12 protein-coding genes are annotated in these 14,274 nt (G+C 70.1%); 5 read left to right on the plus strand and 7 right to left on the minus strand.

The features are described 5' to 3' along the window. Nucleotides 1–391: 391 nt before the first annotated feature. Entirely contained in the window at nucleotides 392–2,200 is a 1,809-nt protein-coding gene (locus ATL40_RS13150) for an alpha-glucosidase (protein WP_098469941.1), read from the minus strand. 343 nt (nucleotides 2,201–2,543) lie between these two features. Here ATL40_RS13150 and ATL40_RS13155 point away from each other — a divergent pair, with 343 nt between their 5' ends. From ATL40_RS13155 to ATL40_RS13165, 3 genes are all read left to right on the plus strand, one after another. After that, entirely contained in the window at nucleotides 2,544–4,076 is a 1,533-nt protein-coding gene (locus tag ATL40_RS13155; protein WP_169925983.1) for an HNH endonuclease, read from the plus strand. 283 nt (nucleotides 4,077–4,359) lie between these two features. After that, nucleotides 4,360–5,157 carry a MerR family transcriptional regulator gene (locus tag ATL40_RS13160; protein WP_098469943.1) on the plus strand — a complete coding sequence of 266 codons (798 nt, stop codon included), beginning with the start codon at nucleotides 4,360–4,362 and terminating at the stop codon, nucleotides 5,155–5,157. A gap of 137 nt (nucleotides 5,158–5,294) precedes the next feature. Next, nucleotides 5,295–5,546 carry a hypothetical protein gene (locus ATL40_RS13165; RefSeq protein WP_143556994.1) on the plus strand — a complete coding sequence of 84 codons (252 nt, stop codon included), beginning with the start codon at nucleotides 5,295–5,297 and terminating at the stop codon, nucleotides 5,544–5,546. Nucleotides 5,547–5,550: 4 nt separating this feature from the next. On the opposite strand, the gene ATL40_RS13170 is transcribed toward ATL40_RS13165, so the two are convergent. The 4 genes from ATL40_RS13170 to ATL40_RS13185 form a co-directional block, all read right to left on the minus strand. Further along, a complete protein-coding gene (locus ATL40_RS13170) occupies nucleotides 5,551–6,015 on the minus strand; it encodes a MarR family winged helix-turn-helix transcriptional regulator (RefSeq protein ID WP_098469945.1) in 465 nt (154 codons plus the stop codon). After that, nucleotides 6,012–8,003: an MDR family MFS transporter gene (locus ATL40_RS13175; RefSeq protein ID WP_098469946.1), complete on the minus strand. Its 1,992-nt coding sequence runs from the start codon at nucleotides 8,001–8,003 to the stop codon at nucleotides 6,012–6,014. Before ATL40_RS13175 ends, ATL40_RS13170 begins: the two co-directional genes overlap by 4 nt. 303 nt (nucleotides 8,004–8,306) lie before the next feature. Further along, nucleotides 8,307–9,074 (minus strand): deoxyribose-phosphate aldolase, encoded by a 768-nt coding sequence (deoC, locus tag ATL40_RS13180; protein ID WP_098469947.1) that lies wholly within the window; start codon nucleotides 9,072–9,074, stop codon nucleotides 8,307–8,309. A gap of 96 nt (nucleotides 9,075–9,170) precedes the next feature. Next, nucleotides 9,171–10,355, minus strand: a complete 1,185-nt coding sequence (locus ATL40_RS13185; protein ID WP_211283126.1) for a GTPase family protein — start codon at nucleotides 10,353–10,355, stop codon at nucleotides 9,171–9,173. Nucleotides 10,356–10,541: 186 nt separating this feature from the next. Between ATL40_RS13185 and ATL40_RS13190 the strand changes: the two genes are divergently transcribed. Together ATL40_RS13190 and ATL40_RS13195 are read left to right on the plus strand one after the other, a co-directional pair. After that, nucleotides 10,542–12,089, plus strand: a complete 1,548-nt coding sequence (locus tag ATL40_RS13190; protein ID WP_098469948.1) for a sodium-dependent transporter — start codon at nucleotides 10,542–10,544, stop codon at nucleotides 12,087–12,089. Next, a complete protein-coding gene (locus ATL40_RS13195) occupies nucleotides 12,086–12,229 on the plus strand; it encodes a methionine/alanine import family NSS transporter small subunit (protein WP_098469949.1) in 144 nt (47 codons plus the stop codon). Before ATL40_RS13190 ends, ATL40_RS13195 begins: the two co-directional genes overlap by 4 nt. A 24-nt stretch (nucleotides 12,230–12,253) precedes the next feature. Here the strand turns inward: ATL40_RS13195 and ATL40_RS13200 are convergent, their stop codons facing one another. Both ATL40_RS13200 and ATL40_RS13205 read right to left on the minus strand, forming a co-directional pair. After that, a complete protein-coding gene (locus tag ATL40_RS13200) occupies nucleotides 12,254–12,946 on the minus strand; it encodes a potassium channel family protein (RefSeq protein ID WP_211283127.1) in 693 nt (230 codons plus the stop codon). Next, the gene (locus tag ATL40_RS13205) at nucleotides 12,939–14,273 is read right to left on the minus strand and encodes a TrkH family potassium uptake protein (protein ID WP_098469950.1); all 1,335 of its coding nucleotides are present in this window, start codon (nucleotides 14,271–14,273) and stop codon (nucleotides 12,939–12,941) included. Before ATL40_RS13205 ends, ATL40_RS13200 begins: the two co-directional genes overlap by 8 nt. Nucleotide 14,274 lies beyond the last annotated feature (1 nt).

Consider the following 14,274-nt stretch of genomic DNA (forward strand, 5'->3'; position numbering starts at 1 on the left):
CCCAGTCAAGGTGCCCCCCAAGAATGTCCCCCATCGCGACCCCCGTCGCGACGATGTGCCTCGTCGACACCGCCTCACGCGGCAAGTCGAACCCTCACGTCGTGTATGGGAGGTTGCCAGGCAGGAGGGGTGCGGTCAACCGATGGCGCGGGCACCTCATCGCATCCAACAATGCGAGACAGGTTCAAAACGCCCGAGTGGCGCGCTTACGACCCGCTTCCGAACTGCAACTCCGAACAAATCCGAACAGTCCGAACGCGTCGCAGAACCGCTTCGCTCGGCGCTTCAACCTGGCGCACGACTGGCTCCGAGCGGCCGATCACCCACACTGCGACTCGTCAGGCCACCACGGGGCACCCTCGCGGGTCGCGAGCATTGCGGGCCGAGGTGGTCACTCCGCCCGGACGACCACGCTCTCCCAGGGCCGCAGGGAGAGGGTGCCTGCGTCGTCCGGCACAGCGGGCTGCGCATGCGACGCCAGCACGAGCGCGGCCGCGCTCCAGGGGGAGATGCCGTCGAGATCGGTGTCCAGGTGAACCTCGATCGTCTCGCTGGAGCAGTTCGCGACCACCAACAGTCGCCGCTCGCCGAGCGTGCGGGTGTAGGCCCACAGCGCGGGGTGCGCCGCGGCGAGCAGCGCGAAGGTGCCGTCGATGACCAGGGGCGAGACATCGCCGTCGAACCCCTCGATCGGCTCGCCGTGCCGCAAGGCGATCAGCCGGCGGTAGTGATGGAAGACCGAGCCGGGGTCGGCGAGCGCCGCCTGGGCGTTGACCTCCTCCCACCCGGGGGTCATGCCGATCCACGGCTCCCCGGTCGTGAAGCCGGCATTCGGGCCGGCGTCCCACGCGACGGGGGTGCGGGCATTGTCCCGACTGTTGGCCGCAAGTCCCGCGATGAGTGAGTCGTAATCGATCCCGAGGCGCTCGGCATCCGCCGCGTAGTTCAGCGCCTCGAGGTCGCGGTACTGCGAGAGGTCGGTGAAGTGCGCATTCGTCATGCCGATCTCCTCGCCCTGGTAGACGAACGGCGTGCCCTGCATCAGGTGCAGGATCGTGCCGAGCGTCTTGGCGCTGGCGACCCGGTGGGTCTCGTCGCCCCAGCGAGAGACGATGCGCGGCTGATCGTGGTTGTTCCAGTACAACGAGCCCCAGCCCGTCCCGGCCAGGCCCTCCTGCCAGCGTGCCAGGTTGGCCTTGAGTGCCGGGAGGTCCAGCGGCTGCGGGTCGAACTTGCCGCCCGGCCCGTGGTCGATGTCCACGTGCTCGAACTGGAAGACCATGTTGAGCTCGCGGCGCTCGGGTGCGGAGTAGAGACGCGCCTGCTCCAGGGTGGTGCCGGGGGTCTCCCCGACCGTGAAGAAGGTGGTCTCGGGGTAGGCGTCGAATACCTCGCGGTGCATCTCCGCGAGGAACTCGTGGATCCGCGGCCCGTCCACGAACTGCGGGAACCCGTTGCCCCAGCCGTCAGCGCGCGGCGCACCGTCGGTCAGTTCCCCGTTCGGCCCCACCTGCTTGGAGATGAGATTGATGACGTCCATGCGGAACCCCGCGACGCCGCGCTCCAACCACCACCGCATCATCGCGTAGACGGCCTCGCGCACCTGCGGGTTCTCCCAGTTCAGGTCGGGCTGCTTGCGGGAGAACAGGTGCAGGTAGTACTCACCCGTCGCCTCGTCCCACTGCCATGCGCTGCCGGAGAAGAACGAACCCCAGTTGGTGGGCTCGGCGCCCTCGGTCCCGGGCTCGTGACCCTCGCGAGCCGGACGCCACCAGTACCAGTCCCGCTTCGGGTTGTCCTTGCTGGAGCGCGACTGCTCGAACCAGGCGTGCTCGTCGCTGGTGTGGTTGACCACGAGATCCATCACGATCCGGATGCCGCGAGCGCGCGCCTGGGCGATCAGCTCGTCCAGGTCCGCCAGTGTGCCGAAGGTCGGGTCGATGGCCTGGTAGTCGGAGATGTCGTAGCCGTTGTCGTCCTGCGGGGAGGCATAGGCGGGGCTGAGCCAGAGGACGTCCACACCGAGGGCCGCCAGGTGATCCAGGCGCGCGGTGATGCCGGGGATGTCGCCGATGCCGTCCCCGTTCGAGTCGCTGAAACTGCGCGGGTAGACCTGGTAGACGACGGTACTCTTCCACCAGGGGCGATCCGGCTGACCGGTCGCTGCGCTGCTGGTCGCGGACTCCTGCGGCTGCGTCATGTCTCGATCTTGGCACGGACCACCGACGTTGCCGCCGAGACCACTCCGCGCCACCGGTTATGCACAGGTCGGTGACCGGTCGACCGACGTTGTCGGTGTCCGGCGCTAGAGTCACTACATCAGTTCGAATCACTCGGTCGACGGCGACGGGCAGGGGGTGAAGGCCATGGTTCTGGACTCATCGAGCGCGGGGGCGAGCGCCGCTGCGATGGCGCTCACGCCGGCCAGAACCCCTCGGCCTGCCCCACCCGCGAGTCGCCCATCCGGCACCGATGCGGCGGCGCCGGCGGCTGGTGGGCGTCCGTCGTCACTCCTGGCTGCTGCCAGCATGGTGCGCGAGGCCGTGTCACGCCTCGTGGAGCACGTCGACGCGGCCGAGCAGGCCGGGGCCTCGCACGATCCCGGGGCGCGCGAGGCCGCCACCGCTCTCGACGCCGCGGCCTCGATCCTGGGGGTGCAGCGCCTTCGAGTCGTCGGCTTGGCGCGGCGCCACCACGAGAGCGCAACCTCTGGTCGAGATCGCGAGTTCACGTCATGGCGCGCCAACTCGACCAAGCAGGGCATCGGTGCCGCCCGCACCGAGGAGGAGACCGGTCGCACTCTGGCCCGACTGAGCACGATCCGGGAGGCGGCCGGAGCAGGGACAGTGAGCGAAGGTCACGTGCGGGCCATCGCCGGAGTACTCGAGCGTGCGCCTGAGAACGTCCGCGACCGGCTCATGGAACGCGAGGGCGAGATCCTCCGACGAGCTCAGGAGGCCACGGTCCCCGATCTACGCAAGGAGCTGCGGGCCGCCGCTGCCGCGCTCGAGGCCGATCAGGCTGACCGCGACTTCGAGGTCGCACGGCAGAACCGCCGCCTCTTTCTCATCAACAAGCGCGGTGGCGTAGCCGTGGAGGGCTTCCTGGACGCAGTCGCCGGAGCAACGCTGCGCACCGCACTGGAGGCTGTGACCCAGGCCCCCACAGCGGAGGATCAACGCACCGCTGAACAGCGCCGCGCCGACGGACTTCTCGCGATTGCCGAGCGCACGCTGAGCCAGGGAGTCACACGGCCCGGTGCGCAGATCCGCCCGACCCTGACCGTCCTGATCCGCCACGACGCCTGGCTACTGCTGCTGGCTCGACGCCGCCAGGCGTGCCCCAAGGGGCCGGAAGGAATCGGTAGCCAGGCACCCGCGGCCGACGGGCGCTCCACTCGCCGCACGGGCGAAGCCTTTGCACGCTCGCGGCTGCGTCAGGAGCCGGCGCTGGCCGAGCTGCTCGATGGCACCCTGATTCCCTTCGCGGCTCTCGAGGTCATGGCGTGCGATGCGTTCACGCAGCGGGTCGTTCTCGATCCCCAGGGAGCACCCCTGGACGTGGGCCGTACCCAGCGCACCTTCACGGGCGACCTGCGCCGCGCCATCCTCGTGCGGGACCGCCACTGCCAGTACCCGGGCTGCTCGATGCGCGCCTCGTGGTGCGAGGTGCACCACATCCTCTACTGGAGCCGCCAGGGCGCCACATCTCAGGAGAACGGCATCACACTGTGCTCCGCACACCACCACCAGGTACACGATGAACGTCTCACCATCACTCCCATCGCGGGCGGCTTCCAGTTCACCACGCCTTCCGGACGTCGGATCGGCAGGACGACGCGCCTGCACGACCACCTCCTGATACCCGCAGCCGAGCTCTCCTTCTCGCCGGTACGCGCTGCTCCCCGATCCATCCCCTCGCCGCACGGCGATCCACCCGTGGAGCCTTCGCGTAGGGTCGGCGCCCTCCGCTGCGCACCCGCACAGCCGCCACCCGGGGAACGCGAACCGGAAGGACCCCGGGCGCGCGGCGCTGCGCCTCCCAGAACGCGAGCAGCTGCACCAGCTCTCTGGTGACCCGCCTGCCGGTGGTTCGATCCACCTCGGCGCGTCGCCCCACCGCACGCGCGACGGCAATGCCGCATGGCTCGCCGCACGGCCGCGGCCCGGCGCACCACCCGCACAACACACCACCCATGCGCCCACGCGGCGCACCACCCGCACAACACACCACCACCCCTGCGCCCGCGCCACACCACCCGCACACCCGCGCAACACCGACGGACCCTCTCCCACCCGGAGGTTGCGGTTGACGTAGCGTCAACTGCCAGAGTCCTTTCCGAGGAGCAAGGAGAGCGAGATGAGTTGGACGATCCACGAGGTGGTGCGCACAACCGGCGTCACCAGCCGCACACTGCGGCACTACGACGCCATCGGCCTGCTGCCCGCGGGACGTTCCAGCGGCGGAGTGCGGGAGTACGACGACGCCGCACTCCTGAGGCTGCAGCGCATCCTGCTGCTGCGGGACCTGGGCCTGGGCCTCGAGGCGATCGCAGCCGCGTTGCCCGACCCGAACGCCGCACCGCCGGAGCACCTCGGGACCCCCTCCCGGGAGACCGAGGCGCTGGTGCACCACCTCGAGCTCCTCACGGCCGAGAGAGTGGCTCTCGACCGTCGGATAGCCGCGGTCGAACGAACGATCGAGGCACGAGAGAAGGGACGGCCCATGACCAAGGACATGTTCGACGGATTCGACCACACGCAGTACGAGGAGGAGGTCACCGCGCGGTGGGGCAAGCAGGCCTATGAGCGCTCCAACGCCTGGTGGGAGGGCATGACGGAACAGGAGCGCGGCGACTGGAAGTCGCTGGCGGCACAGCTGAACGCGGACTGGGTGGCAGCAGCACGAAGCGGCGAGTCGCCCGACGGCGAACGCGGCCAGGAGATGGCCGCTCGTCACGTGCGCTGGCTGCGTTCGATCCCCGGGACTCCCGCACACGGCGGGAGCGAGGAGGACCTGCGTGGCTACGTGCTGGGCCTGGCCGAGATGTACGCAGACGATGAGCGGTTCGCGAAGAACTGGACGAGCGACCCGCTGGGAGAGGTCCCTGGGGGCGCACGCTTCGTGCGTGATGCCCTGATCGCGTACGTGGGCTGATTGCCCATGAGGCGACCACTCAGCCGGTTGCGCCGACCCTGATTCTCAGGGCCGGCGCACCCGCGCCGATCAGGATGTCAGTGGGCACCCGTACCGTCGAACACACATAGCAAGCAGAGTGTTCGAGGAGGATGATCATGGGCATCACGATCGACTGCAGCACCGTGGCTTCGACCGACACCCACGGCCTGGGCGACTGGCGTGGCACCTGCGGAGCCGGTCACGCGACGGTGCGCCACCGGCGACCCCGGGCGCCCATGGAGTGCCGCGCCTGCGTGCGCGCCGGCGCCCCGCACGCCACCGCGCTCCTGCGCTGGACCTACCGCGGCAGGCAGGTACCGATGCCCAGCGCGTACCGCACAGCAGAGCGGCAGCTGCTCGCGTCCTGACCCGCTACGGACCGGGGTCGAGCAAGCGCGCGCCGGCATCATTCAGACGCGTGAGCATCTCGGTGAACGCCGCGAGTTCCTCGTGACTGAGCTCACCGAGTTGCTCACGCATCCGGGCGCCGCTCATCGCACGTGCGGTGGCCACCACGTCACGCGCGGACTGGGTGGGCACGAAGACCTTGCATCGCCCATCACTCTCGGAAGAGGAGATCTCCAGGAAGCCTAGGTCCGCCAGTTGACGGCCCTGCCTGCTCACCACGCTGCGGTCCAGATCGAGCTCCTCGGACAACCGACCCGGGGTGCTCGGGCCCTTCCGCACCAGGTAGCTCAGCACCCGGTAGCCAATGGGTTGCACGTCCGGGTGCACGCTTCCGGCCGCATGCCGCCAGATCCGGCGGGTGCGCTCGTGGAACACGAGGTACTGATCGAGCCAGGCGGCGTACTCGGCATCGTCGATGGGCTGGCTCATGCGCGCTCCCGTCCGCGCCGCCGTGCTTCGCGGCGGGGACGCCCGGCATCGCGAGCAGCTTCCCGACCCACGGGTCGCACCGAGGTGCGACGCGCGGAACCAGAAGCGGGGCCCGACACAGGAGCGGAAGCGGGGCTAGACGCAGGAGCGGGGGCGGACACTTGCGGCGCCCGCATCGGGACCCGCGTGCTCTCTCGCGCCTCGGCGTGCGCTTGGTCTCCCGAGAGGGCCGCGACCCTCCGGCGCGCTTCCTCCCCGTCGCCCGGGTGCACTCCGCCGGGCAGGTCCGCCCCGATCGCGAGCGCCGACTCGGCCGCGGCCTCGGGGTCCTCGTCCCACGCCTCCTCGGCGCGCAACTCGATGGCGTTGCGGGTCCCGAGCGGCACGTTCGGCAGGAAGATCACGGCCACCAGCACGACCACGGCCAGCGGCACCGCAGTCAGGAACACCAAGCCCACGCCGAGCCCGTAGGCACTCTCCACCAGCAGCTTCAGCGCCTCCGGGAGCTGATTGACGTTCGGGATCGCGCCGCCCTCGAGCGTGCCCACCAGGGCGGCGTCGGCAGCCGGGAGGTCCGCTGCGCCGTCGGCGATGTGGGAGGCCACCGAGGAGCCGAGGACCGCACCCATGAGGGAGACACCAAAGCTGCCGCCGAACATGCGGAAGAATGTGATCCCCGCGGTGGCGACACCCAGTTGGCGCACGTCCACGGCGTTCTGAGTGACCAGCACCAGGTTCTGCATCAGCATGCCCACCCCCGCACCGAGGGTGGCCATCGAGATCGCCACCTGCCAGAACGGCGTGTCGTAGTGCAGCTGCGACAGCAGCAGCGAGCCGACGATCATGAGGACGCCGCCGGTCACCATGAAGCGCTTCCACCGTCCGGTCCGGGTGATGATGCCGCCCACGATCGAGGAGGTCAGCAGCAGTCCGCCCATCATGGGGATCGTCATGACCCCGGCCATCGTGGGTGTCGCACCGCGAGCCAACTGCATGTACTGGCTGAGGTAGACCGAGGTGCCGAACATCGCCACTCCCACACCGAGGCTGGCCACCACGGCCAGCGCGAAGGTGCGGTCGCGGAACAGCGGGAGCGGCAGCAGCGGCTCCGGTGCCCGCAGTTCCGCCCAGACGGCGAGGGCGAGCAGGACGACGGCGCCGCTCACCATGGCGATGGAGGTCGCCGACGCCCACGCGAAGGTGGAGCCGCCGAGCGTCACCCACAGCAGCAGGGCGGAGAACCCGGTCGAGATCAACGCGATGCCGAGGTAGTCGATCTGCACCCGGCGCTGCTCGATGGCCGGCAGGCGCAGTGTGCGCTGCAGCATGATGATCGCCACCACGGCAAAGGGCAACGCCACGTAGAAGTTCCAGCGCCACCCCAGGGAGTCGGTGATCACGCCACCCAGGAGCGGGCCCCCGACCGTTCCGAGCGCCGTGACGGCGCCGAACATACCGGCGTACTTGCCGCGCTCGCGGGGCGAGACCACATCGGCCATCACGATCTGCGAGAGCGCGATGATGCCCCCGCCCCCGAGGCCCTGCACCACGCGCATCGTGATGAGCATCGTGGTGTCCTGCGAGAGTCCGGCCACCATCGTCGCCGTCACGAAGACCGCCAGGGCGATCTGGATCAGCACCTTGCGGTTGAACAGGTCCGCGGCCTTGCCCCAGATCGGGGTGGCGATCGAGGTCGCCAACAGATTGGCGGTGATCACCCACGTGTAGGCGGACTGCGTGCCGTCCAGGTCAGCGAGGATCACCGGCAGCGACGTGCTGACCACGGTGTTCGACAGCATCGAGACGAACATCGCCATCAGCAGCGCCAGCAGCACCGGCACGGGACTCGCGGCGTCGAGGCGCTTCGGCGGACCGGCCGAGCGGGACGGCGAGCCCCCGCCCGTGCGGCCGTCACCCGCGGTGGGGCGAGCCGCGCGGCTGTCCGCCGGGGAGATGTGCTGATCGACGGCGGGGCGAGCTGCTGGCATTCGCGGGGAGACCTCACACACAGTTGGGATAGTTGACCTGGGTCAACTATCCGACGATGCGTGACCGATGTCAACTACCTGTGACCACCCCCACGAGCAGGTTCTGCAGGCACCACGACCAGGTTCCGCGGGCACTCCGCGGTGATACGGCACAACCTTCTCGCGGTACCTGCAGAACCACCTCGCGGTACCTGCAGAACCACCTCGCGGTACCTGCAGAACCACCTCGCGGTACCTGCAGAACCACCTCGCGGTACCTGCAGAACCACCTCGCGGTACCTGCAGAACCACCTCGCGGCGGGGTCAGTAGGCGGAGGTGTTCTCCGGGGTCTCGGTGCCCTCGATCACGCTCAGCACGTCGTTGAGCAGCCCGGAGGCGCCGAACCGGAAGGTCGCCGGGGAGACCCAGCCCTCGCCCATGATCTCGTCGGCCAGCTCGAGGTACACGCGGGCGTCGGCCGTGGTGCGGATACCGCCGGAGGCCTTGAACCCCACCGCGGGTGCGCCCTTGGGCACGGCGCGGATGACCTCGAGGATCGCGCGCGCCGCCTCCGGGGTCGCCGAGACCGGCGACTTGCCCGTGGAGGTCTTCACGAAGTCGGCGCCGTGATCGATCGCGAGCCGCGCGGCGGCCTTGATGACCTCCACCGAGGCCAGCTCACCACTCTCGATGATCACCTTCAGCTGCGCCGGACCGGTGGCACGACCCACGGCATCGATCATGCGCTCGGCGGCCGCCACGTCGCCCGCGAGGAACGCGCGGTAGGGCAGCACGAGGTCGATCTCGTCCGCGCCATCGGCCACGGCGCGGCGGGTCAGCTCCACCACGCCGTCCACGCCCTCGGCGCCGGAGGGGAAGTTGACGACCGTGGCGACCTTGACCGGCGAGCCGGCGAGCTCGGCCACACACGCCGAGACGAAGCGCGGCCAGACGCACACGGCGGCCGTGCCCACCTGACGGGCGCGGCGGGCCAGGGCCTCGGCGTCCTCGAGGGTGGCGTCATCATTGAGATCGGTGAGATCCAGGGTAGCGAGTGCCGCCTCGGCGACCTCGACGTCGGTGCGAGTCATGGTCGCTACCGTACCGGCCACCGGACCCGAGGGCGGCACGCTCCGAACGACTCCGGACGCGGTGCCGCCTCGGCCGGCACCTGACCCGCCGCGTCGCTACCCCTTCTCCTGAGCACCCCGGCGGAAGGCCTCCAGGAAAGCGGCCCGGCCGCGCTCGTCGTCGAGCACCCCGTCCACGCTGAGCTGACCGGCCGCGGCGCGCTCGCAGACGCTCTGCCACGCGGTTCCCATCGCGTAGGTGAAGGTGCCCGCGACCCCGGCGCCGATCGCGCCCCCGACCACGCTGCCGGCGCCCGGCACCATCTTCAGCAGGCCCGTCACCGCGGCCCGCCCGCCCTGGGTGGCCGCCGTGGTGGCGATCGTGGACATGATCGCGCTGCGCTCCATGGAGATCCCGTACACGTGGGAGATCCGCGCCATCATCGCGAGCTGGATCGGCACCAGCAGCGCGGCGTCGGAGAACGGGATCGGCACCGCCGCCGCGGTGCCGGCGCTGCTCACCGCGGTGCGGATCGCCCGCCGCGCCGCCCGAACCTTGCGAGCCCCGTCGATCGCCTGCGCCGCGACGAGCGCGGTCGCGACGCCGTCCGGTACGCAGCGAAAGGTGGCATCGAGGAGGTCGTGCAGTCCGTGGGCGGGCGCTCCCGTGAACGGGTCCGGCGCGGCCTGCGTGAGATAGGCGCGCCGATCCACCACCGGCAGGTCCCGCTCGAGGATCGAGGCCGCCAGCGCCAACGCATCGGGGTGATAGACGCCGTCGCGCATCGGCACCTGCGTGAGCACCAACACCACGGGCAACCCCAGGGCCACCAGGCGCTTGATGAAGTCCGCCTCGGAGTCCTCGAACCGCCGGTCCATGCCGCGCACGCAGTACCAGGCCACGTGCAGGTGCTCCGAGAGGGGCTGCGAGCGGGCGTGCTTCATCACGCCGTCGAGCTCCTTCAGCAGGCGGGAGGAGTCCTTGCCGACCTCCAGCCCCCGGGTGTCCAGGATGCCGAGGTGTCCGCCGTACCGGTCGATGTGCAGGTGGGAGTCCATGGTCACGGGCCTGCCGATCCCGGTGTCGGCCACCTGTTCGCCGAACACGGCGTTCAGCAGGGTGGACTTGCCCACCCCGGTCTTGCCGAACAGCGCCAGGTTGAACCGCCCGACCTCCAGGCCCTGCTTGTCGAACTCGGCGCGAAAGGCGCTGCGGAACCCCTCACCCAGCCCCGCGCCGAGACCCCGGCCGATCCCCGCGCCCATGCCGCCACCACTGCCAGCACCCGCACCATGGTCCATCCCCCGATCCTAGGCCGCGCCGCCCGCCGCGCCCCGCGTCCGAGCACTGAGACACGGTGGCGCGCCACGTGGACACCGGGAGTAACGTCCGCCCGGCACCGGGGGGCCAGGGCGTCGGCCACGGCCCCACAGCCCCACAGCCCCACAGCGACGACAGCCGCCGCACACCGCAGGGAGAACGACCGCATGACCCAGACGACCACGCAGCCGCCCCGCGAGCAATGGACCGGACAGGTCGGCTTCATCCTCTCCGCCATCGGCTCGGCCGTGGGCCTCGGGAACATCTGGCGGTTCCCGGGCGTGGCGTACGAGAACGGCGGCGGCGCCTTCCTCGTGCCCTATCTCATCGCCCTGCTGACCGCCGGGATCCCGATCCTGCTGCTGGACTACGCGATCGGGCACCGCTTCCGCGGCTCGGCCCCGCTCGCGTTCCGGCGCCTGCACCGCGGACTGGAGCCCCTGGGCTGGCTCCAGGTGGCGATCAGCTTCGTCATCACCGTGTACTACGCCGCGATCATCGCCTGGGCGCTGAGCTTCATGGTCTTCTCCGTGAACCTGGCCTGGGGCGAGGACGCCCAGTCCTTCTTCCTCGCGGACTACCTGCAGGTCGGCGACCCCACCCTCACCGGCGCGTTCGTGCCGGGCGTGCTGATCCCGATGATCATCGTCTGGGTCGCCGCGATCGCCGTCCTCGCCCGGGGCGTGGCCAAGGGCCTGCAGCGCCTGAACGTGATCGCGATCCCGCTGCTGCTCGTGGTGTTCCTCGCGATCGTGGTGCGCGCTCTGTTCCTGGAGGGCGCGATGGACGGGCTGAACGCCCTGTTCACACCCGACTGGGGCGCCCTGGGCGACCCGGGCGTCTGGGTGGCCGCCTACGGGCAGGTGTTCTTCTCCTTGTCCATCGCCTTCGGCATCATGATCACCTACTCCTCCTATCGCCGTCGTCGTTCCAACCTCACCTCCCCCGGACTCGTGGTGGCGTTCGCGAACTCCTCCTTCGAGATCCTCGCCGGCATCGGGGTGTTCGCCGCGCTCGGCTTCCTCGCCGCGGCGCAGGGCGTCGGCATCAGCGAGTTGGAGGGCATCAGCGGCCCCATCCTCAGTTTCGTCACCTTCCCCACGATCATCGCCGAGATGCCCGGGGGCGCGATCTTCGGGGTGCTGTTCTTCGGGGCGCTCACCGTGGCCGGGTTCACCTCGCTGCTCTCGATCCTGCAGGTCACCTCCAGTGCCCTGCAGGACAAGTTCGGGTGGTCCCCGCGCGCTGCGGCCGTGCGGGTCGGCGTGGTCAGCGCCGTCATCTCCCTCGCGCTGTTCTCCACCACCTCGGGGCTGCTCGCCCTGGACACCGCCGACCAGTGGTCGAACAACATCGGCATCGTCGCCTCCGCAGTGGCGATGACCGTGGCCCTGTTCTGGGTGCTGCGCCAGGGCGAGACGCTGCGCGCCCACCTCAACGCCGTCTCCACGGTGCGGGTGGGCCGGTGGTGGATGTGGTGCCTGGGCCTGCTGACCCCGCTCGTGCTGGGCTACATGCTGATCTCGCGGCTGTGGACCCTGGCCACGCAGGGGTATGAGGGCCTGCCCACCTGGTACCTGCTCACCCTCGGCTGGGGTGTGGTGGCCTTCCTGGTCGTCGCCGCGTTCGTGATGACCGCGATCCGGTGGCGCCGCGACCCGGACGACTTCACCCCCTGGCCCGCGCTCGACCTGACGAAGGGATCGACTCGATGACCCCGGAAGCCGTGCTGCTGCTCGTGGTGGCCATCCTCGTGGTGTGGGGCGGCCTGGTCGCCTCCATCGTGGCGCTGCGCACCAACCCCGAGCGGGCGCAGTACCCGCCGGGCGGGGTGGACGACGACGAGGCCCCCTGAGCCCTCCCCCTCACCCGGGACTGGTCACGTGAGCGCCGCGAACGCCTCTACGCGGCGCTTGCGGCCGGTCACCAGCACCAGGTCCCCGGAAGCGAGCACGGTCGACGGCGTGGCGTCCTCCCATTCCCCACCGTCCGGGTGGCGGGCCACGATGGTCACGCCGTGGGCCTTACGGACATCGGCCTGCCCGAGCGACTTGCCGATCAGTGAGCTCGGCGGCCGGGTCTTGATCAGCGCGTACCCGGCCTCGAGGTCCACGTAGTCCTGCATCGACCCGCGCACCAGGTGCGCCACCCGGCGCCCCATGTCCCGCTCGGGGAAGACCACGTGGGGTACGCCGAGCTGCTGCAGGATCGTGCCGTGCGCCTCGGAGACGGCCTTGGCCCAGATGTCCTTCACACCGAACCGCAGCAGGAGCGAGGTGGTGAGGATCGAGGCCTCGAGGTGTGACCCGATCGCGACCACCACCCGGCCGTACTCGGCCACCCCGAGCTGCCGCAGCACCTCCTCGCCAGTCGCATCGGCCCGCACCACGTGGGTGAGCTTGCCGTTGAGGTCCTGCACCACCGACTCGACGGGGTCGATGCCAAGCACCTCGGTGCCGCCCGCCATCAGCTCCAGCGCAAGCGAGGCCCCGAACCGGCCCAGGCCGATCACGGCCACGGCGTCGCTGGAGTTGCGCGCGGGGTCACCGCCGAAGATGTGCAACCTAGCCAATGATCGGCCTTTCCTTGGGGAATTCGTACTGGCGCGTGCGTTCACGCAGGGCGAGCGCGGAGGCGAAGGTGATCGGCCCCAACCGGCCGATCACCATGAGCAGGATGAGAATGACCTCCGCGGCCACCGGGAGGTCGGCGGTGATCCCGGTAGACAGGCCGACGGTCGCGAACGCGGAGATCACCTCGAACAGGATCTGATCGAGGGTGAAGTCCGTCATCCACATGAGGGCGACGGTGCTGGTGACCACCAGCGCCATCGCGAGCAGCGCCACGCTGATCGCCTGACGGTGCACGGCGCGGGAGAGGCGCTTGCCGAAGATGTTCACGGCGCGTTCGCCGCGCACCTCGGTGAGGATGATGAAGAACAGCACCGCGAACGTGGTGATCTTGATGCCGCCGGCGGTGCCGGCGGGGCCGCCGCCGATGAACATCAACACATCCATCACGAGCCAGGTGGCGGTGTCCATCGCGGCGATGTCCACGCTGTTGAAGCCGGCGGTACGGGTCTGCACCGACTGCGTGAAGGCCGCCAGCACCCGGTCTTCCGTAGCCAGTGCGCCGAGGGTGGCGGGGTTGTCCCACTCCAGCAGGGCGATCACCACCGTCCCGGCCACGAGGAGTACTGCGGTGCCGACCAGCACCAGTCGGGTGTTCATCGACCACAGCCGGGGCGCAAGGTGTCGGCGCAGTTGCAGGATCACCGGGAACCCGAGGCCGCCCACGATGATCGCCACGCACACCGGAAGAATGATCAGCGGGTCGCCCACATAGGTCATCAGGCTCGCCGGGTGCAGGGCGAAGCCGGCGTTGTTGAAGGAGGAGACGGCCGTGAAGACCCCGTGCCACAGCGCCGAGGCGAACGGCATGTCGTAGCCGAGGGCGAACCGCGCCACCAGCGGGAGCGCGATTCCGGCCTCCACCGCCAGCGAGATCAACACCACTCCCTTGACGAGCAGGCGCATGTCGCGCAGCGGCGAGGGGTGTTCGGCGGAGGCCCGCAGCGTGCTGCGCAGGGACATCCTGCGCAGCACCGTCAGGCCGATCACGCTCGCCAGGGTCATCACCCCCAGCCCGCCGATCTGGATCAGGGCGAGGATCACCCCCTGCCCGAACGGCGTCCACGCCGACGGCGGCAGGACCACGAGTCCGGTCACGCACACGGCGGAGACGGCGGTGAACAGTCCGTCCAGGAACGAGACCCCGCCCGGCTGCACCGAGGCGGCGGGAAGCAGGAGAAGCCCGGTGCCGATCACGACGGCCCCGAGGAGAGCGCTGACCACGGTGCGCGCCGGATGAACGCGGCGGCCGAGGGCGACCGATGTCACT

It is taken from the genome of Serinibacter salmoneus, from assembly GCF_002563925.1.
GTDB lineage: Bacteria > Actinomycetota > Actinomycetes > Actinomycetales > Beutenbergiaceae > Serinibacter > Serinibacter salmoneus.